Here is a 23,123-nt window from a genome sequence, read left to right on the forward strand (position 1 = left end):
GTCCCTCAGGCGTACAAAACGCCCCCGGGAACCTGTCCCGGGGGCGTTTTTTCTTCTGATTACAGCTCTTTCTTCCAAAGGCCGTGGAGATTGCAGAACTCGTAGGCGGCCACCGCCCGGTCTCCCGGGGCCAGGGCAAACACCGCGCGGGGCGGCTCCTCCGGCCGCAGGGCCCGCTGCTGGTAGCCCCGCTCCGTCTCCAGCACGATCCACTGGATATAGTGCTCGGGGATCATGGGGTGCTCCACCTCGCCCACCTTCACGGTGACCACGTCGCCCTCGGTCTCCACGACGGGGACGTGCTTCTCCGTGGCGGCGTCAACCACGCCGGGGACCAGCTCCTTCATGGGCTCTCCGCAGCAGATCACGGGCACTCCGGTATCCCGAAGGAAGGTAACGATGTTGCCGCAGTGGGCACAAATATAGAATTTCATGCTTGATTCCTCCTTATATATTTTCTGTCAGCGCTCTGACAGGGGTCTATATTCCCGGTGATTTCCCACATATTGATAGGCGGGCCGGATGATTTTACCCATATTGATGAGCTCCTCGATCCGATGGGCGCTCCAGCCCGCGATCCGGGCGATGGCAAAAATGGGGGTGTACAGCTCCAGCGGGAGGTCCAGCATGTGGTAGACAAAGCCGGAATAAAAGTCTACGTTGGCCGACACGCCCTTATACATTTTCCGCTCCCCCGAGATGACCTCGGGCCCCAGCCGTTCCACCAGGGAGTAAAGCTGATACTCTTCCTCCCGTCCCTTCTCGCTGGAGAGCTTCTCCACAAAGGCGCGCAGCAGGTTGGCCCGGGGATCGGAGATGGAATAGACGGCGTGGCCCATACCGTAGATGAGCCCGGCCTTGTCAAAGGCCTTCTTATCCAGCAAAGCCTGGAGATAGCGGCGCACCTCGTCCTCGTCCTTCCAGTCCCGCACCTGCTTTTTCAGGTCCTCAAACATCCGCACCACCTTGATGTTGGCGCCGCCGTGCCGGGGCCCCTTCAGGGAGGCCAGGGCGGCCGCCATGCAGGAATAAGTATCTGTCCCGGAGGAGGTCACCACGTGGGTGGTAAAGGTAGAGTTGTTGCCGCCGCCATGCTCGGCGTGGAGAATGAGGCAGATATCCAGCACGTGGGCTTCCCAATAGCTGTATTTGGAGTCTGGCCGGAGAAGGTGCAAAATATTCTCCGCCGTGGAAAGCTCCGGCCTGGGAGCGTGGATATAAAGGCTGCTGCCCCCCTTATACTGGTAGGCCTGATAGCCGTAGACCGACAGCAGCGGAAACACGGAAATTAGCTGAAGGCACTGGCGGGTCACGTTGGGCAGGGAGATGTCATCGGCCCGGTCGTCATAGGCGGCCAGATTGAGCACACTGCGGGCCAGGGAATTCATAATGTCCCCGCTGGGCGCTTTCAAGATCACGTCCCGCACAAAGTTGTTGGGCAGGGAGCGGTAATAGCCCAGCAGTTTTCGAAACTCCTCCAGCTCCCGGCTGTCGGGCAAATGGCCCATCATCAACAGATAGGCGCTCTCCTCAAACCCGAAGCGCCCCTCCTTCAGAGAGCCGGCCACCAGCTCCTCCACGTCGACGCCGCGGAAATAGAGCTTGCCCTCGCAGGGGACCTCGGTGCCGTCGGGGAGCTTGTCCTTGGCGTGGATGTCGGAGATTTCGGTCAGCCCCGCCAGGACGCCTTTGCCGTTCAGGTCTCTGAGCCCCCGCTTCACGTCATACTTTTCGTAGTCTCCCGCGTTGATGCGGCTGTGCTTCCTGGCGTCTGCCGATAAGGCCCGCACCTCCGGGATCAGGTCACAATAGTTGGGATTGCTTGCCATGCGCTCCCCTCCTTTAAATAAAGTTTGATTCGTGTTGAAAGAATACCACAAAGATGTTTCTAATTTATGAATACCGCTCCAAGATTTTACGCTTTTCGCAGCCGGAAAGAACGGGAAAAAGGACGGGCCTTCCAAAAAGGCCCGTCCTTTTTTCTTCTTATGCTACGAAAGCAGCAGCTTGTCGTCCGCCTCGGTGGAGCCGCTGACTTTGCTGAACATCTCCAGAAGTCCCTCCACGGTCAGCTTCTTTTTCTCCTCGCCGGCCACGTCGATGGCCACCCGGCCCTCATACATCATGATGAGCCGGTTTCCGTGGGCGATAGCGTCCCGCATATTATGGGTGATCATCAGGGTGGTCAGCTTGTCCCGCTGGATGATCCGCTCAGTGGTGTCCAGCACCTTGTCCGCCGTCTTGGGGTCCAGCGCGGCGGTGTGCTCGTCCAGGAGGAGGAGCTTGGGCTTTTTCAGCGTGGCCATCAGCAGGGTCAATGCCTGCCGCTGGCCGCCGGAGAGGAGGCCCACCTTAGAAGTCAGCCGGTCCTCCAGGCCCAGGTCCAGGGTCTTTAAAAGCTCCCTGTAACGTTCCCGCTCCTGCTTGGTGATGGCCCAGCCAAGCCCTCTGGGCTGGCCGCGGCGGGCGGCCAGAGCCAGGTTCTCCTCGATCTGCATGGTGGCGGCGGTACCCATCATGGGGTCCTGGAACACCCGGCCGATGAAGGGGGCCCGCTTGTGCTCGGGGAGCTTGGTCACGTCGGTGCCGTCGATGGTGATGGTGCCCTCATCCACCGGGTAGACGCCGGCTACGGCGTTCATCAGGGTGGACTTGCCCGCGCCGTTGCCGCCGATGACCGTGATAAAATCCCCGTCGCCCAGGGTCAGGCTCACGCCCCGGAGGGCCGCCTTTTCATTGACGGTCCCGGCGTTGAAGGTTTTCCAGATGTTCTTGATCTCAAGCATGGCGGGCCGCCTCCTTCTTCGCGGGCTTGGAGAAATACTTGCCCTTCCAATAGGGAATAGACAGGAATACAGCCACCACGGCAGCGGAGAGGAGCTTGAGGTAGTTGGAATTCATGCCCATGGAAAGCACCGCCTGGATGACGATATAATAGAGGATGCCGCCGATGGACACCGCCAGCAGCTTGAGGGCGAAATTGCGGAAAATGCTGCCGAAGGTCACCTCGCCGATGATGACGGCAGCCAGGCCGATGACGATGGCGCCCCGGCCCATATTGATTTCGCAAGCACTGCTGTACTGGACCATCAGCGCGCCGGACAGGGCCACCAGGCCGTTGGAGATGACCAGGCCCAGCACCTTGGTGAAGTCGGTGTTGATGCCCTGGGCCCGGGCCATGTTGGGGTTGGAGCCGGTGGCCCGGAGGGAGGAGCCCAGCTCCGTGCCGAAGAACCAGTAGAGCAGGGCAATAACGGCCACGGTGAACAGCCCCACCACGAAAATGGGGTGGCGGTAGAAGGGCCGGGTCCCCTTGGCCACGTCCTGCACAAAGCGCAGGGAAACCAGCAGGCTGTCCAGGGTCTCAGGGCTTGTGACGTTGATGGACACGCTGGCCTTCATCCCCATAATCGCCATATTCACGGAATAGAGGGCCAGCTGGGTCAGAATTCCAGACAGGATGGCGGGGATGCCGCACAAGGTATGGAGCAGTCCGGTGACCAGTCCGGCCAGCATACCCGCCAGCACCGCCGCCAGCAGGGCCACCCAGATGTTGAACCCGCCGGTGAAGAGCATGACGAAGACCGCGCCGCCGGTGCAGAAGGAGCCGTCCACGGTCAGATCGGCCACGTCCAGGATCTTATAGGTGATAAAGACGCCGATGGCCATAATGCCCCAAATAAGGCCCTGGGATACGGCGCCCGGCAATGCGTTGATAAAATCCAGCATAATCAGGATGTTCCCCCCATCAAAATAGAAGCGTATACAAATTAAGTATAGCAAGAAGCAGCGGAAAAGGGAAGCCCCTTTTCCGCTGCCGGAGGATCTTGAGGATTACTGCGCGGCAATGGCTTCGTAGCCGTCGGGGACCGTCAGGCCCAGGTCGGCACAGATGGCCTCGTTATACTTCTTGGTGAACTGGGGGGCGTATTCAATGGGCATCTCGGCCACGTTGGACTCGCCGGTGAGGATCTTGACGCACATCTTGCCGGTGGTCACACCCAGGTCGTAGTAACTGATGGACAGGGTGGCCACGCCGCAGCCGGCGCAGATACCCTCCTCACCGGTAAAGACGGGGATCTTGCCGTGGCAGATGTTGTCCACGATACCGGTGTTGTTGGCCACGGTATTGTCGGTGGGAACGTAGAGGATCTCACTGTTGTCGGCGGCCTTCTGGGTGACGGAGGCCATGTCGTTGGTATCGGAGAAGGAGTACTGGGTGCAGGTGAAGCCCAGGCCTTCCAAGGCCTTCTGGACCTCGTCCACCTGGTACTGGCTGTTGGGCTCGGCGGAGCAGTAGAGCAGGCCCACGGTCTGGGCGTCGGGGAACCACTCCTTGATCATGGCGGCCTGCTGGTCCAGGGGGGCCAGGTCGGAGGTGCCGGACACGTTGGTGCCCACGGTGCCGGTGAAGCCCTCGATGCCCAGGGCCACACCGTACTCGGTAACGGAGGTGCCCAGCACGGGGATATCGCCGGTGGCGGAGGCGGCGGCATTCAGGGCGGGGGTGGCGTTGGCCATGATCAAGTCCACGTTGGCGGAGACGAAGCCGTTAATGATGGTGGAACAGGTGGGGCTGTCGCCGGCGGCGTTGCCCTCCTTAAATTCCACCTGGCCAGGCAGGGCCTCCTCCACAGCGTCCTTAAAACCCTGGGTGGCGGCGTCCAGCGCCGGATGAGGGGCCAGCTGGCAGATGCCCACCACGTACTGGGCCGCGGCGGGAGCGCTCTCGGCGGCCGCGGACTCGGCGGGTTTGGACTCCTCAGGCGATTTGGTCTCAGTGGTCCCGCCGCCGCAGGCGGCCAGGGACAGGGTCAGAGCCACGGACAGCCCCAGCGCCATCAGTTTGCGATTCTTCATTTCATTTTCCTCCCATGTGCTTTAGCACTTTGTGGTGCTAAATTATATGCGTTATTATACTCACCTCCCCTTCAAATGTCAACCATGAAAATGCCTAAGATTTCATTGACGGGACAAGGCCCTTGGATTAAACTGGACAGGAAATCAAAACATCATCTTTGAAAAGAAGGAGCGGTACGGATGAAAACCATCGGCCTCATCGGCGGTATGAGCTGGGAGAGCACCGTCACTTACTATCAGATCATCAACCGTCTGGTCAAGGAAAAGCTGGGCGGGCTCCATTCGGCTCAGGTCCTTTTATACAGCGTGGATTTCCAGCCCATCGAGGAATGCCAGTCCCGAGGCGATTGGGAGCGGAGCGCCGAGCTCCTTTCCGACGCCGCCCTCCGCCTGGAAGGGGCGGGGGCCGACTTTATTTTGATCTGCACCAACACCATGCACAAGGTGGCCCCCCAGGTCCAAGCCAGGCTCCATGTGCCCCTCCTCCATATCGCCGACGCCACCGCCGGCGCTCTGAAGGCGGCTGGCATCGATACTGTGGCCCTCCTGGGCACGAAGTACACCATGTGTCAGGATTTTTATAAGGAGCGGCTTATCCAGGCCGGGGTCCGGGTCCTGATTCCCGAAGTGGCCGACATCGAATTGGTCAACCACGTCATCTTTGACGAGCTGTGTCTGGGCCGCCTTGAGGATGGATCAAAGCGGGAATTTCTCCGCATTATAGACGGCTTGTCCCGGCAGGGGGCCCAGGGGGTCATCCTGGGCTGCACCGAGATCGGCCTTCTCATCCAGCAGAGTGACACGGCTCTTCCCGTCTTTGACACCACCCTTATCCACGCCGCCCGGGCCGTGGAGCTGGCTTTGTCATAATGGACGGCGGCGCCCAAATCATCCTGGAGACGGACCGGCTCATCCTTCGGGAGATGTCCCAAGCTGATTTTCTGGACTTAAGCAAGATCCTTCAGGATGAGGAGGTCATGTACGCCTACGAGCACGCCTTCAACGGCGCCGAGGTGCAGGAATGGCTGGACCGGCAGCTCCAGCGCTATCGGGAATACGGCTTCGGGCTGTGGGCGGTGATTTTGAAGGAGACCGGCGAGATGATCGGCCAGTGCGGGCTCACCATGCAGGACAGCGGCAGGGGTTCCGTCCTGGAAGTGGGCTACCTGTTTCAAAAGGCTTTTTGGCACCACGGTTACGCCACTGAGGCCGCCGTCGCCTGCAAAGATTACGCCTTCACGGTCCTCAAAGCCACCGAGGTGTACTCCATCATCCGGGACAGCAACCTGCCCTCCCAGGCTGTGGCCAGGCGAAACGGGATGACAATCCACGGCACCCTGGTGAAGCATTACTACGGGATGGATATGCCCCACCTTCTCTTCTCTGTGGTACGGGAAAGCTGAGTTCCCTCTCCCCTGTTTCCATGGACTTTTCTCCCATATTGTGATACACTAATACAACCTGTGATTCCCTACCCTAGGAGGCATCCATTTGAAAACTGATATTTTGGGCGTCGGTATCGACGACCTTACGCTGGCTGAGGCGGTCGCCGCCGGTACGGCTTTGTCTGAGAGCGAAGGCTTCCATTACGCCGTCACTCCCAACCCCGAGTTTATCCTTGCCGCAAAAAAGGACGAGGCCTTCCGCCGGATCCTCAACGCCGCCGATCTGGCTCTGGCCGATGGGGTCGGTGTGGTGTACGCCGCCAAGATCCTGGGCCGCCCCCTCAAAGGGCGGGTGCCCGGCATCGATTTCGCCCAGGGGCTCCTCTCCCGCATGGCCCACACCGGGGCATCCCTCTTTCTCCTGGGGGCCAAGCCCGGCGTGGCGGAGCAGGCGGCCGAGAACCTGCGCAAGGCCCACCCCGGCCTTCTCATCTGCGGCACCCACGACGGATACTTTCAGGAGGACGCCCCGGTGGTGGAGGAGATCAAAGCCGCCAAGGCCGACGTCCTCTTCACCTGCCTGGGCGCTCCCAAGCAGGAGCATTGGATGGTCCAGTACGGCCCGGAGACGGGGGTCAAGCTGGCGGTGGGCCTGGGCGGCAGCCTGGACGTGTTCGCCGGGACCGTGGAGCGGGCCCCCGAGGCTTGGCGGAAAGCCGGAATGGAGTGGCTCTACCGCCTGTTGAAGGAACCCAGCCGCTTTGGCCGGATGGCCAAGCTTCCCCTGATCTTGGTGGACGCTATGGGCACCCGCCTGGGAGGGAAATGAGATGAAAAAAGGAACGCTCATCGTCTTTGAGGGTACCGACGGTTCAGGGAAATCCACCCAGTTCAAACTGCTGTGTGACCGCCTTCAGACCGGCGGCACCCCCTTCCGCCGCCTGATCTTCCCCCAGTACCAGGAGCCCTCCTCCGCCCTGCTCAAAATGTATTTGAACGGCGAGTTCGGCTCCCACCCCTCCGACGTGAACCCCTACGCCGCCTCCACCTTCTACGCCGTGGACCGGTACGCCGCCTGGAAAAAGGACTGGGGAGACGATTACCGGGCCGGGACCCTCATCCTCTCCGACCGGTACACCACCTCCAACGCCGTCCACCAGGGGGGCAAGGTCTCCCCGGCGGACCAGCCAGCCTTCTTCGACTGGCTCTTTGACTTCGAATACCACAAGCTGGGCCTGCCCGAACCGGACCTGGTTTTTTATCTGGACATGCCCACCCAAGAAGCTGTGCGCCTGCTCCGATCCCGGGAGGCCGAGACCAACACCAGGGGCGATATCCACGAGGTGGACCAGGACTACCTGACCCTCTGCCGCCAAACCGCCCTCCGGGCCGCCGAACACTACGGCTGGAAGAGGATCTCCTGCGTCGACGCCCAGGGCCGGGTCCGCTCCATAGCGGATATCCACCAAGAGATTTGGGCAGTTTTAGGGCAAAGTATTTCCACTTTACAGTGATGTGAGGAGGGACGTTTTATGGTATGTATCATGTTGGGTGAGGGGTTTGAGGAAGCCGAGGCCCTCATCACCGCCGACCTGCTCCGGCGGGCCGGGGTGGAGGTGGCGCTCACCAGTCTGACCGGCCAGGAGGTCACAAGCTCCCACGGCGTCACCGTCAAGGCCGACAAAACTTTGGCGGAGATCGACGTGGAGGGCTTGGAAATGCTGATCCTCCCCGGCGGCCTGGGCGGGGTGGAGTCCATTGAGATGGACCTTTTCGCCACGGCCCTCATCCAAAAGGTCTATGACAAGGGCATCTATCTGGCCGCCATCTGCGCCGCCCCCACCATCCTGGCGGGCATGGGCCTTCTGGACCGCCGCCGGGCGGTGTGCTATCCCGGTATGGAGGACCAGATGGGCTCCGCCGTATTCCAGAAAGGCACTCCCGTGGTGGTGGACGGCCGCATCATCACCGGAGAGGCCTGCGGCTCCACCTTCCTTTTCGGCCTCAAGCTGGTGGAGATCCTGAAGGGGAAAGCCGCCGCCGAGCAGGTGAGACATGCCGTCCACTATCACGGCTGAAAAGGCCGCTCTCCGTGCCTCTGTCAAGGAATTTTACAATACAGGTATCGACCGGCGAAAAAGCGACCATCTTTTATTGGAACGCTTTCTCTCCCTTCCCCAGGTAGAGGCCGCTCTCTCCCTTCTTCTGTTCTATGGCACGGGGACGGAGCCGGACACCGGCGCTCTACTGGAGCCCCTTCTCGCCCTCGGAAAGACCGTTGCCCTGCCCCGCTGCCTCCCCGGGCGGCGGATGGAGGCCCGGGTCTATCGGGGCAAAGAGCATCTCACGCCCGGCCCCTTCGGCATCCCGGAGCCGGACATGACTTGCCCCATCCTGGCCCGGGATGCCGCTGCCCTCATCCTCGTCCCCAACCTGCTGTGTGATAGGCGGGGCTACCGCCTGGGCCAGGGGGGTGGCTATTACGACCGCTATCTGGCCGGATTTCAGGGTTTTACCGTGGCCCTATGCCGGGACGCGCTGCTCCGGGACGAGATCCCCACCCAGCCCCACGACGTCCCCGTACAACTGGTGGTCACGGAGACCCGGAGCTTGTCCCCGGACCGTGCGGAGAGAAGCGGGGCTTTCGCCCCGCTTCCGATGTAGCTTTTCAGCAGCAGCCGTCGTTGCAGCCACAGCCGCAGTTGTTGTTGCAGCCACAGCCGCATCCGCCGCAGCCACAGCCGCACCCGCAGCTGTTGCCGCCCCAGCTACCGCCACCACAGCAGCAGCAGATGATGATGATGATCAGGATGATCCAGCAGCAGCCGCCGCCCCAACCGTTGTTACCACAGCACATAAAATCTTCACCTCATTGTTTATTTGGCGGCTGGCGGTTTTTTCCACCGTCGCCATCCGCAATATACTATGCGCCCCTCTCTTTTGTGGTTACGGGGCGGATGAGCCAAAATGTTAGGAGTTGACCCTATGCCTCAAGAATCTCGTGAACATGGGCCTCAGCAGCCCCGGCGCTCCGCCGGTTCGTCCCAGCCCAGGACAGCCCCCCGCCGCAGGCGGCGCAAGCGGATGAATCCCCTGCTCTACATCCTTACGGTCATCGCAGTGTCCGCCCTTCTGGCGGGCCTTGGCTGGATGTGGGCGGGCGACGTGCTGGCCCTGAACAAGGCCCCGGCCTCCGCCGTCATCACTGTGGAAAAGGACGCCTCTTTGAACGACGTGGCCGACCTTCTCCATGACAGCGGCCTCATCGACAACAAGCTGCTCTTCAAACTTTTCTGCGCCTTCACCAAGGTGGAACAGAAAAACAAGATCACCCCGGGCACCTACGAGCTGAACACCGACATGGACTATAACGCCCTCATCAACTCCATGTCCTCCAGCTCGGGCAGCCGGATGACCGCCTCCATCACCATCCCGGAGGGCTACACGCTGGATCAGATCTTCGCGCTCCTGGAGGAGCGGGGGGTCTCCACGGTGGAGACTCTGCAGGAGGTGGCCGCCAACCACGACTTCAAGTACTCCTTCCTTCAGGGTGTGCTGGAGCTGGGAGACTACCACCGGCTGGAAGGCTACCTCTTCCCCGACACCTATGAGTTCTATATGGGCGGCGGCGAGGACGAGGCCGTCCAGGTCCTCAACAAAATGATCCTCCGCTTTGACCAGCAGTTCACCGACGAGATGCGCCAAAAGGCCGCCGACATGGGCTATACCGTCCACCAGATGGTCACCATCGCCTCCCTCATTGAGAAGGAGACCGACGGCACCGACCAGGCCAAGATCGCCTCCGTCATTTATAACCGGCTCAACAACCCCAGCTACGAGACGGTGGGCTATCTCCAGATCGACGCGGCCATCGCCTACGTCACCGGACGGACCGTGACCCAGGCGGATTACCAGAATGTGGACAGCCCCTACAACACCTATCGGAACAAGGGCCTGCCTCCCGGCCCCATCGCAAGCCCCGGCATGGTCTCCATCAACGCCGCCTTCAACCCGGAGAACACCAAGAACTACTATTACGTGGTGGGCAGCGACGGCCTGCACCACTTTTTCCGCACCAACGCCGAGTTTGAAGCCTACAAGGCCACGCTGGGGAACTAATCATGGCGAAGAAACTGGAACTGCTCTCCCCCGCCGGCGACATGGAGCGGCTGAGAATGTCGGTGGCCTATGGGGCCGACGCGGTCTACCTGGCGGGCCGGCAATACGGCATGCGCTCCTTCGCCGGGAACTTCTCCCGGGACGAGCTGAAAGAGGCGGTGGACTTCTGCTCCGCCCATGGCGTGGCCATCCACGTCACCTGCAACACCATGCCCCGCAACGATGAGATCGACGCGCTGCCCGAGTACCTGGCATATCTCCAGGAGATCGGGGTCTCGGCTGTCATCGTAGGGGATGTGGGGGTTCTGTCTCTGGCCAAACGATACGCCCCCAAGGTAAAGGTCCACATCTCCACCCAGGCCAGCGTCACCAATTACCAGGCGGCCGCGGCCTGGCACGACCTGGGCGCCAGCCGGGTCATTCTGGCCCGGGAGCTCACCCTGGACGAGATATCCGCCATCCGGGCCAAAACGCCCCAGGCGTTGGAGCTGGAGGCCTTTGTCCACGGGGCCATGTGTGTCAGCTACTCCGGCCGGTGTGTCTTGTCCAACTATATGTCCGGCCGGGACGCCTCCCGGGGGGCCTGCGCCCAGCCCTGCCGCTACAAGTACGCCCTCATGGAGGAACAGCGTCCCGGCGAGTTTTTTCCCGTGGAGGAAGATGAGCGGGGCACCTATATCTTCAACTCCAAGGACATGCGCATGATCGACCATGTGCCTGAGCTCCTCGCCGCCGGGCTGGACAGCCTGAAGATCGAGGGGCGGGCCAAGAGCGCCTATTACGCCGCCGTGGTCACCGGCGCCTACCGCCACGCCGTGGACGCCGCCCTGGCCGGGGAGCCTCTGGACCCGGTCTGGCGTTCCGAGCTGGACAAAGTGAGCCACCGGCCTTACTCCGAGGGGTTTTACTACGGCCACCCCGAGCAGTACACCGGGGACGCCCGGTATCTCCGGGACTGGCAGGTCAGCGCCATCGTCACCTCCTGCGCCTCCGACGGCAGAGCCCTCCTCTCCCTGCGGAATAAATTCCAGCGGGGAGCGGCTTTGGAGCTGGTGGGGCCTGGGATCAAGCCTATTTCCTTTACAGCGGACGACCTGGCTGACGGCGACGGCGCGCCCCTGGAGGAAGCCCGCACGCCCCAGATGCCTCTGCGGCTCACCCTCCCCTGCCAGGCGCCCCCGCTCTCCATTCTCCGCCGGGAGGTGGTCAAGGGATGAAACGCCGTTACGACTATGACGTGCTCCGGGTCCTTTCCATGCTGGGGGTGGTCTACCTCCATACGGCGGCGGGCGCCCTTCGGAGCCTGGACTACGTCTCCCTGTGGAACTTCTCCAACCTTCTCGTGGCCTTTGCCACTCCGGCGGTGCCCCTCTTTTTCATGATGTCGGGCTCCCTCCTCCTCAGCGAGGAAAAGACCGCCGACCTCTCCCAGCTGTTCCGCCGCCGGATCCCCAAGGTCCTGGTGCCCCTTCTCTGCTGGTCCGCCCTCACCCTCCTTTACAGCGTGGTCCGGGGCAACGCAGCCGGGGCCCTGGAAAAGGCCCTGCGCCTGCTCAATACCCCCGTTTCGGTCCCCTACTGGTTCCTCTACGCCCTCATCCCCATGTATCTGCTCTCTCCCCTGCTGAAAAAGATGACGGACAATCTCTCCCAGTCCCATTGGACCTATATGATGGGGCTTTGGGTCATCCTCACCTTGGGTCTCTACACGGTCCGTTCCTTCGTCCCCGCCGCTTGGGAGCTGACCTTCACCGAGCACTGGACCCTGAATCTCAACATGGTGGGAGGCTATCTGGGCTATTTCCTCCTGGGGGCCTATCTGGAGCGGATCCAGCGGATCCCGCCGAAAAAGGTGCTGATCGGTGTCATCGCCGTCATGATCGCCGTCAGCGTCCTGGGCACCCGGTGGGATACCTACGCCCATATGATGTACTCCGACCGGTTCACCAATTATCTGACCCTCTTTACCATGATCCTCTCCTCCGCCATGTTCCTGCTGGCCAAGTCCTGCCTGCGGGGCAAGGAGGAGAAAGGAAAACTCCTTCCCATGCTGGCCGGGGTCTCCTTCTCGGTCTACCTGCTCCACCCCCTGGCCATCGGCGCCGGGGAAAAGCTGTGGACCCACTTCCTGGGCACCCTGGGCCCCGGCAATATCGGCCAACAGATTTTCTTCTATCTGGCGGTGACCCTTTTCTGCATCCTGGCGTCGGTGATCCTCTCCTCCATCCCCGGCATCTGCTACGCCTTCACCGGACAGACCTTCTCCGCCGCCTGCAAGAGCTCCAATTTGTTCGCGCTTTTTTCCCGTAAATAGAAGTAATCATAAAAAGAGCGGGGCCTTAAAAAGGCCCCGCTCTTTTTTGCCATTTATTCCCTCTTGGCCCCGCACTCGCCGCACTGCGCATCGTGCAGAGAAATGATGCCGCCGCAAACTGGGCAGGTATAGGCCTCCCTCTGCCCTTCCATGAAGGCGTCCAGTCCCTTTTCCCGCACAAATTTGCTGTTGCGCACCAAACTCACCCGGTATCTGGTACGATAGCTTTTCTCCAGATTTTTGATCAGCTTACAGGGAAAGACCCCGCATTGATAACAGCGCCGGACCCCTTTCTCCGCCGCACAGCTCTTGATTTTACACTTGCGGCAGTGATCCGGCTTTCCCTCGTCACCGTTCAGGCAGCCCGCGCAGGGCTTTTTATGACAGCAGTGCTTATAACAGACGAGGCAGTTCATCCCGCAGGGGGCGAACCAGCTCCCGTCAATCTTCCCCTCCGGCATTTTCAACCCGCTCCACCGCTTTCCATCACAAATCCTCTATGGTTTATTGATCATATCATAAGCGTCCGCCTCCCACAAGTCCGCCGCCCCTTGACAACCACCAAAATTGTGATACAATTATGGACGCAAAACCGCTGTGACGAAACCAATGACAGCCCGCGGCCTCAAGCGAGAGGGGGATGGTGTGAGCCCCTCGGTTTGCCCTGCCAGCGCCACTTCCGAGCGGCCCGGGAGACCGGGACGGCCCATCCCCGTTATCAGATGCCAATGAGATGCCTGTTCCAGGCAAATCAGGGTGGTACCGCGGAGGATACGCTTCGCCCCTGAATCCCCAGGGGCGAGGCGTTTTTTGTTTGCCCGCCCCAGAAAATTAGGAGGTAATTCCCATGGCACCCAAACAGTACGGCGTCAACGAGCTTCGAGAGATGTTCCTCAAGTTTTTTGAGACCAAGGGCCACCTGCGCCTGCCCAGCTTCTCCCTGATCCCCCAGAACGACGCCTCCCTGCTCCTCATCAACTCCGGCATGGCCCCCATGAAGCCCTGGTTCACCGGGGAACAGGAGCCCCCCCGCCACCGGGTCTGCACCTGCCAGAAGTGCATCCGCACCGGCGACATCGAGAACATCGGCCACACCGCCCGCCACGGCACCTATTTCGAGATGCTGGGCAACTTCTCTTTCGGCGACTACTTCAAGCGTGACGCCATCCACTGGGCCTGGGAGTTTTTGACCTCCCCCGAGTGGGTAGGCCTGGACCCCGACCGCCTCTATCCCTCCGTCTTTGCCGGAAACGAGACCACTCCCGCCGACGACGAGGCTTTCGAGATTTGGAACAAGGAAATCGGCATCCCCGCCGAGCGCATCTTCAAGTTCGGCAAGGAGGACAACTTCTGGGAGCACGGCTCCGGCCCCTGCGGCCCCTGCTCCGAGATTTACTATGACCGGGGCGAGAAGTACGGCTGCGGCCAGCCCGGCTGCACCGTGGGCTGTGAGTGCGACCGCTACATGGAAGTCTGGAACGTGGTCTTCTCCCAGTTCAACAACGACGGCGAGGGCCACTACGAGGAGCTCAAGCAGAAGAACATCGACACCGGCATGGGCCTGGAGCGGCTGGCTGTGGTGTGCCAGGACGTGGACTCCCTTTTCGACGTGGACACCGTCATGAACATCACCAAGAAGGTCACCGACATCACCGGCGCCAGCTACGGCCAGAGCAGGGAGCGTGACGTGTCCCTCCGGGTCATCACCGACCACATCCGCTCCGCCACCTTCATGATCTGCGACGGCGTCCTCCCCTCCAACGAGGGCCGGGGCTACGTCCTGCGCCGCCTTCTCCGCCGGGCCGCCCGCCACGGTAAGCTCTTGGGCGTCAACGAGCCCTTCCTCTTTGAGGTCTGCGCCACTGTCATCGGCGAGAACGAGGGCCACTACCCCGAACTGCGGGAGCGGCAGGACTATATCACCAAGGTGATCCGGGTGGAGGAGGAGAACTTTGCCCGCACCATCGACGGCGGCCTGCGGATCTTCAACGACATGCTGGAAGAGCACAAGGCCAAGGGCGAAAAGACTTTCTCCGGCACCGACGCCTTCAAGCTCTACGACACCTACGGCTTCCCCATCGACCTGACCACCGAGATGGTGGCCGAGCAGGGCATGGCCGTGGACGAGGCCGCCTTCCGACAGCTCATGCAGGAACAGAAGGAGCGGGCCCGCCGGGCCCGGGAGGCCCTGGGTGACCTGGGCTGGGCCGGCATCGAGTTCGGCAAGGATATGCCGGAGACCAAGTTCGTGGGCTACGACGCCGCCAACTTGGAAAACTGCCCGGGCAAAATTTTGGCCATCGTGGCCGAGGAGGAACTCCGGGACGGCGTTCTGGAGGGCGCCGACGCCATTCTGGTGCTGGACCAGACCCCCTTCTACGCCGAGATGGGCGGCCAGGTGGCCGACCAGGGCGTTATCACCTGCGGGGACGCCAGGTTCCAGGTCACCGACGTGCAGAAGAACAAGGGCGGCAAGTATATGCACTACGGCAAGGTCCTCTCCGGGGCCCTGAAGGTGGGTGACGCCGTCTCCTCCACGGTGGATGGGAAGCGCCGCAAGGCCATTCAGCGGGCCCACTCCGCCACCCATCTGCTGGATAAGGTCCTGCGCACCGTCCTGGGCGCCCACGTCCAGCAGGCCGGCTCCCTGGTGGAGCCCGACCGCCTGCGCTTCGACTTCACCCATTTCTCCGCCCTGACCCCTGAGGAGCTCTCCGAGGTCAGCCGTCAGGTGAACGAGGCCATCCTGGAGGGCTACGAGGTCCACACCGACGTGCTGCCCATCGAGGAGGCCAAGCAGCGGGGCGCCATCGCCCTCTTCGGGGAAAAGTACGGCGACACCGTCCGGGTGGTGGACATGGGCCACGGCTACTCCGTAGAGTTCTGCGGCGGCACCCATCTGGACAACACCGCCAAGGTGGGGGTCTTCCACATCGACAGCGAGTTCTCCGTGGCCTCCGGCGTCCGCCGGATCGAGGCCACCACCGGCCTTCTCACCCTGGAGACCCTCAACCGCAACCAGGACATGATCTTCGAGGCCGCCGCGGTCCTCAAGGCCAAGCCCTTTGAGATCCGGGAGCGGGCCCAGCAGACCATGGAGGAGGTCAAGACCCTCCGCCACACCGTGGAGGCCTTCCAGGCCAAAGAGGCGGTCAATGAGGCGGGCCACTTCCTCATGGGCGCCAAGGATGTGGGCGAGCTGAAGGTCCTCACCGGCACTCTCCCCGACGCCGACGCCGACCGCCTGCGCAAAATGGGCGACTTCCTCCGGGACAAAGCCCCCAACGTGGTGGCCGTCCTCTCCGCGGTCAACGGCGGCAAGATCACCTTCCTGGCGGTCTGCGGCAAGGACGCCATCACCAAGGGCATCAAGGCCGGCGACATCATCAAGTCGGTCACCGCCATCTGCGGCGGCAAGGGCGGCGGCAAGCCTGACTCCGCTATGGGCGGCGGCACCGACGTCCTCAAGCTGGACGACGCCCTGGCCACCGTGGACGACTTCGTGGCGGGAAAGCTGGGACTGTAAGATGCTGCCCCAGGACCCCTTTATCCTCCTCAGCTTTGTCAACACCCAGCTGAGGGACCGATTTCCTTCGCTGGAGGCCCTGTGCGACGACTACGGTATCACCTCCTCGGAGCTGACAGCCAAGCTGACAGCAGCGGGTTTTCGCTATGACAGGAGCCAAAATCAATTTCGATGAATGATCCTGGAGGGGGCCGCCCATGGGCGGCCCCCTCCTTTTGGATTGGTACTTGCCTTCTCCCCTTCCCTGGTATAAAATAGGGAAAACGGAAAGGGAGTGGTTTTCATGTTGATCGACTTCACCTCCATCCCGGTGACCACCATCCCCAATATGCGGGGCGGAGAAAAAGAATTTCGGGTCCATACGTACACGGACGATATGTGCCGAATCATGCGGGGTACGCTGATCCCCGGCGCCTCCATCGGGCTGCACACCCATGATACCAACAGCGAGATTATCTATATTCTGCGCGGCGCCGGAACCCTCATCTGCGACGGCGTGCGCGAGCCCGTGGCCGTCGGTTCCTGCCACTATTGCCCCAAGGGCCATGCCCACACCTTCATCAACGACGGCGACGAGGATCTGGAATTCTTCGCCGTGGTGCCGGAACAATAAGAAAGGAGCCCTCTTATGAACGACTGCCTGTTCTGCAAGATCATCGCCGGGGATATCCCCTCCAAAAAGGTATACGAGGACGACCTGTGCTACGCGTTCTATGATATCGACCCCCAGGCTCCCACCCACTTCCTGGTCATTCCCAAGGAGCATATCCAGTCAGTGTCCCAGGTCTCCGCGGCCAACCAGGCCACCGTGGGCCACATTTTCGCCGTCATCGCCAAGCTGGCCGGGGAACTGGGTCTGGAGAGCTACCGGGTGGTTTCCAACATCGGCGACCAGGCCGGTCAGAGCGTCCACCATCTGCATTTCCACGTTCTCTCGGGAAGGGACTTCACGTGGCCTCCCGGCTGATACCCAGAGACAGGAGCTTTTCCGCCGCCCGCTGGCTTGCCCGGGCGGCGGTCTTTCCCTGTCTGGGCAGTTGGCTACTGGTCCGCCTCTGGACCGCCCTTGGGGGCCGTCTCCCCGGTGTGGCCCTGGGGATTTTTGTCCTGGCCCTCTCCGCCCTTTTGATTGCGCTCTGCGCCAAATTTGACCTTGTGGAGCGGCTTTGCCTTCCCTTCCGCACCCTCCGGCAAAATGTGACGGCTGGAGGCATCGCCTTTCTATTGGGCGGATGCTTTGATATCAGCTACGCTATGCTGGAATCCGGGGGACTGCTCCTCGCCGCCCCTTTCCTCCGCCTCCTCTGCCATGCCGGGAGTGGCGTTGTCTTCGCCGTCATTGTTCTGGCCCTCATCCGGGCCGGAAAGGATCTTCTGGGGCTGGGGCGGGTGAGCTGGAGACAAATGCTGATCTTGTTCCTGGCCCTCAATGCCCTTACGGCCGTCTATGTTCTCACCTCCCGCACCGTCTACGTCTGGGACAACGCCGGATACTGGGCCATCGCCCGCGCTCTGGCGGCGGAGCCCTTCGGCTACGCCCATCTCCGGGGCATCCTGGAGACCACCCTCACCCTGGACTATAACCACCTGCTGGCCTTCCCCATCTCTCTTCTCATGCGCCTTTTGGGCGGCAGCAGGGCGGTGTTTGTGTTTGCCGTCTCCAACCTGTACACGCTCCCAGGCCTCTGGGGTCTGGCGGCGCTGGCGAAAGACAAGAAATGGGGCGGGCTCGCCCTGGCGGGACTTTTTCCCATGCTCACCTATATCGGTCTGGTGGGCTACGTGGATGTGGCCGCCGCGGGCCTGGGCATCTGGGCCTATGTCATCTACACCAGCGACCGGCCCGCCGTCAGCCGGGGTATTTTCACCGGAGCCCTGCTGGTGGGAACCTTCCTGCTGCGCCGGTACTTTTTCTTCTTTGCCGCCTCCTTCGGCGTGGCGGCCCTGGTGGTCAAGGTGATTTTCGAGCGCAAAAAATGGGCGGACTTCGCCGCCCTCTTTGCTTCCTGCGCCGTCTGTGCTCTCACCTTCACCTACCGTTTTCTACTGGACAAGGTGCTGGGCACCGATTACGGCGACCTCTACTCCGCCTACGACCTGGGCCTGAAGAGCGACGCCCTCCTCTTCTGCCGGTACTTCGGCCTGGCCCTGCTGGCGGTCTTTCTCCTCAGTGCCCTGGTATCCTTGGTCCAAAAAGAAGCCAGGCCAAAGCTGACCTTGGGGCTCGTTCAGCTGGCAGTCTGTTTCCTGGCCTTCGTCGCGGTCCAGTCCCACGGCCAGCAACACCTGCTCCTCTATCTGCCCACTCTGGCTCTGCTGGCCACCAACTGTATCCTTACCGCCGCCCCCCTCCTCTGCGCCCTCCTGGCGGCGGCGACCACGCTCAACTGTTTGATCCCAAAGGCCCAACCCGCCTCCATCGGAGAGATTGCCGCCCCGGATCTTCTCCCCTCTTTTACCGTCTACGGCCCCCGCCGCGCAGATATCGACGCTCTTCTGGCCCTGGCCGACTATGTGAACGCCCTGTCGGAAGAGGAGCCACACACGGCCGTGGTGCTGGCCTCCTCCTTCACCCTCAACACCGAGACCCTCACCAGCCTTTACGCCTCCCTGAACCTGCCGGAGCCGGAGACCCGGACCGTCATCCAGTACCACGGCACCGTGGACAAGCGGGATGCCTTCAACTGGAACACCGCCCAGGCCGACTACCTCATTGTGGGTGACCCGGTGCAGACCCACCTGGGGGAGGAAAACCAGGAAGTCCTGGCCCTTCTGGCTCACGACCTCTTGGAGCACACCGGCCCGGGCACGGCCTACGCCCCCCTGCCCGACACCTTTTTGCTGGAAAACGGCGCCCTTGTCCGCATTTACCAGCGCGTCCGGGACTGGACGGCGGAGGATTATTTCTCCATTTCCCGACGGCTCACCGCGCTCTACCCGGATTACGCCTCCCTCTACCAGGTGCCGGACTGGATCACTCCGTAAATGAAGAAGCCCCGTGAGCTGACGCTCACGGGGCTTCTTTTCTAGCGGTAAAACCGTAGCCGCTGTCCGCCGGGAACAAACCCCATTCGCCCGAGGATAGGCAGCAGGGCGGCGAGAAGGAAGCAGAGCATGGCGGTCTGCACCGGCAGCATTACCACGTTTTTGACCAGGCTGGTGGTCATGTAGTAAAGATATCCCTTGCTGTACAAAATGGCGCTCCACAGGGAGCCCAGCACCACGTTCAGGGCGTTGGTGCACAGTTTGGCCCAAAAGATCCGCACTACCGTTACCTTGGTCCGATAGAGGAACAGGGCATAGATCATAGTCCCCAGCATGGTGGTAAGGGCATAGCCCGGGAAATAGGCCCCGGTTGGATGGATAAAAAAGGAGATAGTGTCCTCGGCAAAGCCGAAAACCAGGGCCGTCACCGGTCCTCCCACCAAGCCGCATAAGCTCCGGGCCAAAAAGCCCCAGGTCACCCGGACCCCCCCGTCTCCGATGGGGATGGAGGGGATGTAGGACAGGGCCACGCAGGCGGCGATCATCAGGGCGGCAAAGGCCAGAACGCGGGGCTTTCGGAAATCGGCGGCCGCGGCGCGCCAATACCCGGCGGAAAAGGGTGAGGAATCCTGCGTTTCTTCCCAAATGGACATAAAAAGTCCTCCTTTGTGTATTCGGCAGTCCTTTCGGAAATACCGCACAGAGGAGGACGTATTCGCCGCCCTATGCGGCAGCGGGATGCGGGATCAGCACTGCGGCGTGTCTACGCACTTCGTCCGGCGGACAACTCCCCGTCCCGCCGGCACTCAACACGCTGATCCCTACTCTGCCTTTTCTGGAACCATGATACGCTATCCGCTCGGAAATAGCAAGCGGAAATATCAAAAGCGGCTTTGAAAACCGCCAAGGGCAAACATTTACCGCCCCATGACCCGCTGTTCCAGGTATTCCTGAAAGCGGGCGCAATCCGCCGCGTCCAGCACGGCGGGATGGGACATGATCCGCAGCGGGTGGGGCTCATTGCCCGGATGATAGGGCGGATGCCGGTGGTCGTAGGGGTTTTCCCGGAAGCCGCAGCGCTCATAAAACCCCTTCCGGCGGCGGGATATCTCGTCCGCCGGCGGGTCGATCTCCAGGATCACCGGCCCGACCCGATCCGCCAGCAGCGCCAGGGCCTTCTGCCCCAACCCCTGGCCCCGCACCGACGGCTCCATGCAGAAATGCTCCACATAGGAAAACGCCGGGGTATCCCAGTGGAGCAGCTCCCCCACAAACCGTCCGTCCTGAAAAATCAGGTCGAAGTGGTAGTCTCCGCACTCCAGCGCCGCCCTCTGAGACTGGGGCGTCCTCTGCTCGTGGTGGGGAAAGCTCTTTTCATAGAGCGCCCGGGCGGCTGGATACCACTCGTCCTGGCAGGAGAGCAGCCGTTTCCAATTCAGTTCAGACAAACTCGTTCACATCCTTATGCCCGCAGAAACCCCCGCTCCGCCAGCTCCTCATATCCGTAGAGGGCATTGAGCACCACCAGCAGGGCGTTGGGGCTCAAATGTTCCGGCAGATCCAGCGTTTTCAGCAGCTCCCGGCGCCGCTGGGCGGAGCCCTCCCCTCCGGAGAGCCCGGCGGCATAGAGGTCGGCCTTGGTGATGGCCCGTTTGGGGGGCGGCGTCTCTCCCGCCTCGTCCAGGAAGGTGGCCCCCGCCTGCCGGAGGGTCTGCTCCAGCACTTGGGGAGGCATCCCCTCCACTCCCAGCTTCCCCTCTTTGCCCGGCCGGCGCTTGCGCCTTTCCTTGCCGTAGCGGTCGGGGATATAGGCGTGCTTCACCAGGGCCGGGTCGATGGCCCCCTTAAGATAGTTCCGAATCACGAACCCCGCCCCGTCGGAGTCGGTGAGCATAATGAGCCCCCGGGCCTGGGCCAGCCGCCGCAGCAGCACCAGCCGCTCGGCGTCCTGGAAGATGGCAAAGCCGGAGGTCTCCAAAATCACGGTGTCCACCAGCTGGGAGAGGGTATTCTTGTCGTACCGCCCCTCCACCACAATGGCCTCTTTGATGCGAAACATCTTATTCCAGCCCCAGGGGCAGGATGCGGCAGTAGTCCTCCACCGTGCCGCCCTGCCGGAAGCACTCGATGATCTGCCGTCCCACCGGGTGAAGCTCCGGGGTGTCGTAAACCGCCAGCTCCCGGGCGAAGAAATCGTTCAATATCCTGGCCCCGGTGTCATAGCCCGCCGTCCCCAGCCGCTCCTGCAGCTCGGGGCGCAGGAATTTAGGGGACAAGTACTGTCCGTCCACCTTCATCTCCTTGAGGCTGTACCCCAGGATGGGGCACCGGGCGGGGACCAGCCGGTCCATGCGCATATTCACGCCGCCCCGGCGGGCCAGGTACTCCCGGGCGATCCACTCGGCGGAGAAGCCGATCTTGTAGATGCCGATATGCTGGTTGGGGATGAGCACGTACCGGGTGGCGGAGCAATCCATGATCTGCCCCAGCAGGAGGTTGGCCTGCTCCACCCGCTTACCGGTGGCAAAGGGCCAATAGGAGCCCACCCCCTCGCTGGCCAGGGGCGCGTCGGAGCTGATGCTGGGGTTATTGTATCCTCTGGGCGCCACCAGCCGCCACAGCCAGGCCAGGGCGGGGGGCAGGATGTGCATAAGCCCCACGATGCCGTAACTGGGCTTTTCCGCCGTGGCAGGGGGCATCCGCACCCCGAAGCTGCGCACGTCCACCTCCACCGGCGTCTTTACCACCCGGTCGATCATCCGGCGGGGGATGATGACCCTGGGGTTGGGGCAGGTGGAGCCGTCGGAGTCCAGGGCGTGTTCCCACAAAAGGCAGGTGGCCCGGGGCACCCCTTGGAGATTGAAGAAGATGAGGGGCTCTTTGGTGTGGATGGAGATGCGCTCATAGGTGGGGTCGCTGCCATACTCGGTGATGCCGTCCACCCGCACGAACCAGCCGTCCTCCCCGTCCGCCAGGGCCAGCTTGCCGTTGGCGGGCTGGAAGCTGGGGTGGCAGATGGCCATGTCGTCGGTGACCGGCTCGATAGTACAGGTATCGCTCATGCTGATATAGTGCCTGGTGCCGGTGACGGTGTTCTCCCCCACCAGCACCCGGCCGTCCTCCTCCCGGCGCACGTCCTGGAGCAGCTCGCTCTTGCCGCCGCCGGAGGCCCCCTCGTGCATCATCACCATCTCGTTTTCATAGGGGGTGATGATCCGGGCGGCGGAGGCGTGGGCGGTGACCCATCCCTCCTGCTCCCCGATGTCCAGCAGCACGCTGTAAACCCCCTTCTTGGCGGAGGGGCCGGGGTAGAGATTGTAGGAGAAGATCTCGTGGAGGCCCTCCTGCCGGCTATGTACCACCACCTGTTTGCCGTTGAAGCGGGTGTGCCGGAAGGGGGGCGCCACGTAAATGATGGCCCGGGGGGTGAAGCTCTCCACCTCCCGAATGTTGATAAATGCCTGGAGCTGGGAGAGGGCAAAGGCGAAAAAGGCGGCGTTTCGGGGGCACACCAGCACCGCTTCATAGCCGTAATCGTACCCGCCGGCCTTGAAGGGCACCAAAATAAGCTCCTGGGTGGCCAGCCAGCGCATGGTCTCTCCCCTCGCCTCGGAGAAGGGATAGCCATATACCTCCTCAAACCGGGGCTTGTCGGTGGGCAGCTCGTCGGCCACCCGCATGCTGTCCGGGTCCCGGCGGCGCATATAGTCCTCCGCGTAGTTCACCACCGCCCCGTTCCGGCAGCGGACCACGTTGGCCTCCTTCACCAGTTTTCCCTCGATCTCGTAGCCCACCTCGATCTTGTCGGTGCGCTTATTGCCGAAAATCAGCTCGAAAAGGGTCTCCTTGCTCTCGGGCACGATGACGCTGGGGCTGTGCTCCACCACCTGGGAGAGCTCCTCGGGAAAATGGAACCGTTCCATCAAAATATTCA

The 23,123-nt window shown here is 62.0% G+C and carries 25 protein-coding genes and 1 riboswitch; of the genes, 14 read left to right on the forward strand and 11 right to left on the reverse strand.

What is annotated here, in order from left to right:
- Window positions 1–59: 59 nt before the first annotated feature.
- From AAEU42_RS08990 to AAEU42_RS09010, 5 genes are all read right to left on the reverse strand, one after another.
- A complete protein-coding gene (locus AAEU42_RS08990) occupies window positions 60–434 on the reverse strand; it encodes a desulfoferrodoxin family protein (protein ID WP_342233200.1) in 375 nt (124 codons plus the stop codon).
- A gap of 27 nt (window positions 435–461) precedes the next feature.
- Complete coding sequence (locus tag AAEU42_RS08995) at window positions 462–1,829, reverse strand: citrate/2-methylcitrate synthase (RefSeq protein WP_342233201.1); 1,368 nt, start codon at window positions 1,827–1,829, stop codon at window positions 462–464.
- 162 nt (window positions 1,830–1,991) lie between these two features.
- Complete coding sequence (locus AAEU42_RS09000) at window positions 1,992–2,786, reverse strand: ABC transporter ATP-binding protein (protein ID WP_342233202.1); 795 nt, start codon at window positions 2,784–2,786, stop codon at window positions 1,992–1,994.
- Window positions 2,779–3,729, reverse strand: coding sequence for an ABC transporter permease (locus AAEU42_RS09005; protein WP_342233203.1), 951 nt, complete (start codon window positions 3,727–3,729; stop codon window positions 2,779–2,781). Before AAEU42_RS09005 ends, AAEU42_RS09000 begins: the two co-directional genes overlap by 8 nt.
- Window positions 3,730–3,834: 105 nt before the next feature.
- Window positions 3,835–4,860, reverse strand: a complete 1,026-nt coding sequence (locus AAEU42_RS09010; protein ID WP_342233204.1) for an ABC transporter substrate-binding protein — start codon at window positions 4,858–4,860, stop codon at window positions 3,835–3,837.
- A gap of 180 nt (window positions 4,861–5,040) precedes the next feature.
- Between AAEU42_RS09010 and AAEU42_RS09015 the strand changes: the two genes are divergently transcribed.
- From AAEU42_RS09015 to AAEU42_RS09040, 6 genes are all read left to right on the forward strand, one after another.
- Window positions 5,041–5,730, forward strand: coding sequence for an aspartate/glutamate racemase family protein (locus AAEU42_RS09015; protein ID WP_342233205.1), 690 nt, complete (start codon window positions 5,041–5,043; stop codon window positions 5,728–5,730).
- A gap of 17 nt (window positions 5,731–5,747) precedes the next feature.
- Window positions 5,748–6,263 (forward strand): GNAT family N-acetyltransferase, encoded by a 516-nt coding sequence (locus AAEU42_RS09020; protein WP_425288208.1) that lies wholly within the window; start codon window positions 5,748–5,750, stop codon window positions 6,261–6,263.
- Window positions 6,264–6,351: 88 nt separating this feature from the next.
- Window positions 6,352–7,074, forward strand: a complete 723-nt coding sequence (locus AAEU42_RS09025; RefSeq protein WP_342233207.1) for a WecB/TagA/CpsF family glycosyltransferase — start codon at window positions 6,352–6,354, stop codon at window positions 7,072–7,074.
- A gap of 1 nt (window position 7,075) precedes the next feature.
- Window positions 7,076–7,759 carry a dTMP kinase gene (locus tag AAEU42_RS09030; RefSeq protein ID WP_342233208.1) on the forward strand — a complete coding sequence of 228 codons (684 nt, stop codon included), beginning with the start codon at window positions 7,076–7,078 and terminating at the stop codon, window positions 7,757–7,759.
- 18 nt (window positions 7,760–7,777) lie between these two features.
- A complete protein-coding gene (locus AAEU42_RS09035) occupies window positions 7,778–8,323 on the forward strand; it encodes a DJ-1 family glyoxalase III (RefSeq protein ID WP_342233209.1) in 546 nt (181 codons plus the stop codon).
- Entirely contained in the window at window positions 8,301–8,909 is a 609-nt protein-coding gene (locus AAEU42_RS09040) for a 5-formyltetrahydrofolate cyclo-ligase (RefSeq protein ID WP_342233210.1), read from the forward strand. Before AAEU42_RS09035 ends, AAEU42_RS09040 begins: the two co-directional genes overlap by 23 nt.
- A gap of 4 nt (window positions 8,910–8,913) precedes the next feature.
- Here AAEU42_RS09040 and AAEU42_RS09045 read toward each other — a convergent pair whose 3' ends face one another.
- A complete protein-coding gene (locus AAEU42_RS09045) occupies window positions 8,914–9,102 on the reverse strand; it encodes a hypothetical protein (RefSeq protein ID WP_342233211.1) in 189 nt (62 codons plus the stop codon).
- Window positions 9,103–9,230: 128 nt separating this feature from the next.
- Between AAEU42_RS09045 and mltG the strand changes: the two genes are divergently transcribed.
- From mltG to AAEU42_RS09060, 3 genes are read left to right on the forward strand one after another with little or no spacing between them, the layout of a single operon-like run.
- Window positions 9,231–10,364 (forward strand): endolytic transglycosylase MltG, encoded by a 1,134-nt coding sequence (mltG, locus tag AAEU42_RS09050; RefSeq protein ID WP_342233212.1) that lies wholly within the window; start codon window positions 9,231–9,233, stop codon window positions 10,362–10,364.
- Window positions 10,365–10,366: 2 nt separating this feature from the next.
- Window positions 10,367–11,581 (forward strand): peptidase U32 family protein, encoded by a 1,215-nt coding sequence (locus AAEU42_RS09055; RefSeq protein ID WP_342233213.1) that lies wholly within the window; start codon window positions 10,367–10,369, stop codon window positions 11,579–11,581.
- Window positions 11,578–12,678 (forward strand): acyltransferase, encoded by a 1,101-nt coding sequence (locus AAEU42_RS09060; RefSeq protein WP_342233214.1) that lies wholly within the window; start codon window positions 11,578–11,580, stop codon window positions 12,676–12,678. The genes AAEU42_RS09055 and AAEU42_RS09060 overlap by 4 nt, the downstream gene beginning before the upstream one ends.
- 53 nt (window positions 12,679–12,731) lie before the next feature.
- Here the strand turns inward: AAEU42_RS09060 and AAEU42_RS09065 are convergent, their stop codons facing one another.
- Window positions 12,732–13,139, reverse strand: a complete 408-nt coding sequence (locus tag AAEU42_RS09065; protein ID WP_342233215.1) for a DUF3795 domain-containing protein — start codon at window positions 13,137–13,139, stop codon at window positions 12,732–12,734.
- 386 nt (window positions 13,140–13,525) lie between these two features.
- Between AAEU42_RS09065 and alaS the strand changes: the two genes are divergently transcribed.
- The 5 genes from alaS to AAEU42_RS09090 all read left to right on the forward strand — a co-directional run bounded on the left by alaS (window position 13,526) and on the right by AAEU42_RS09090 (window position 19,189).
- Window positions 13,526–16,204: an alanine--tRNA ligase gene (gene alaS, locus AAEU42_RS09070; RefSeq protein ID WP_342233216.1), complete on the forward strand. Its 2,679-nt coding sequence runs from the start codon at window positions 13,526–13,528 to the stop codon at window positions 16,202–16,204.
- A 1-nt stretch (window position 16,205) separates the two neighbouring features.
- A complete protein-coding gene (locus tag AAEU42_RS09075) occupies window positions 16,206–16,379 on the forward strand; it encodes a DUF4250 domain-containing protein (RefSeq protein WP_342233217.1) in 174 nt (57 codons plus the stop codon).
- A 108-nt stretch (window positions 16,380–16,487) separates the two neighbouring features.
- Entirely contained in the window at window positions 16,488–16,817 is a 330-nt protein-coding gene (locus tag AAEU42_RS09080; protein ID WP_342233218.1) for a cupin domain-containing protein, read from the forward strand.
- Between the two features lie 15 nt (window positions 16,818–16,832).
- Complete coding sequence (locus tag AAEU42_RS09085; RefSeq protein WP_342233219.1) at window positions 16,833–17,171, forward strand: histidine triad nucleotide-binding protein; 339 nt, start codon at window positions 16,833–16,835, stop codon at window positions 17,169–17,171.
- Window positions 17,156–19,189, forward strand: a complete 2,034-nt coding sequence (locus AAEU42_RS09090) for a hypothetical protein (RefSeq protein ID WP_342233220.1) — start codon at window positions 17,156–17,158, stop codon at window positions 19,187–19,189. Before AAEU42_RS09085 ends, AAEU42_RS09090 begins: the two co-directional genes overlap by 16 nt.
- Before the next feature lie 41 nt (window positions 19,190–19,230).
- Here the strand turns inward: AAEU42_RS09090 and AAEU42_RS09095 are convergent, their stop codons facing one another.
- The 4 genes from AAEU42_RS09095 to AAEU42_RS09110 form a co-directional block, all read right to left on the reverse strand.
- Window positions 19,231–19,842, reverse strand: coding sequence for a folate family ECF transporter S component (locus AAEU42_RS09095; protein WP_342233221.1), 612 nt, complete (start codon window positions 19,840–19,842; stop codon window positions 19,231–19,233).
- Window positions 19,843–19,918: 76 nt separating this feature from the next.
- Window positions 19,919–20,020: riboswitch (THF riboswitch) on the reverse strand.
- 86 nt (window positions 20,021–20,106) lie between these two features.
- A complete protein-coding gene (locus AAEU42_RS09100) occupies window positions 20,107–20,637 on the reverse strand; it encodes a GNAT family N-acetyltransferase (RefSeq protein WP_342233222.1) in 531 nt (176 codons plus the stop codon).
- A 14-nt stretch (window positions 20,638–20,651) separates the two neighbouring features.
- The gene (locus AAEU42_RS09105; RefSeq protein WP_342233223.1) at window positions 20,652–21,248 is read right to left on the reverse strand and encodes a ribonuclease M5; all 597 of its coding nucleotides are present in this window, start codon (window positions 21,246–21,248) and stop codon (window positions 20,652–20,654) included.
- A 1-nt stretch (window position 21,249) separates the two neighbouring features.
- A complete protein-coding gene (locus AAEU42_RS09110; protein WP_342233224.1) occupies window positions 21,250–23,112 on the reverse strand; it encodes a DUF4914 family protein in 1,863 nt (620 codons plus the stop codon).
- Window positions 23,113–23,123 lie beyond the last annotated feature (11 nt).

It is taken from the genome of Pseudoflavonifractor phocaeensis (assembly GCF_038439875.1).
GTDB lineage: Bacteria > Bacillota > Clostridia > Oscillospirales > Oscillospiraceae > Vermiculatibacterium.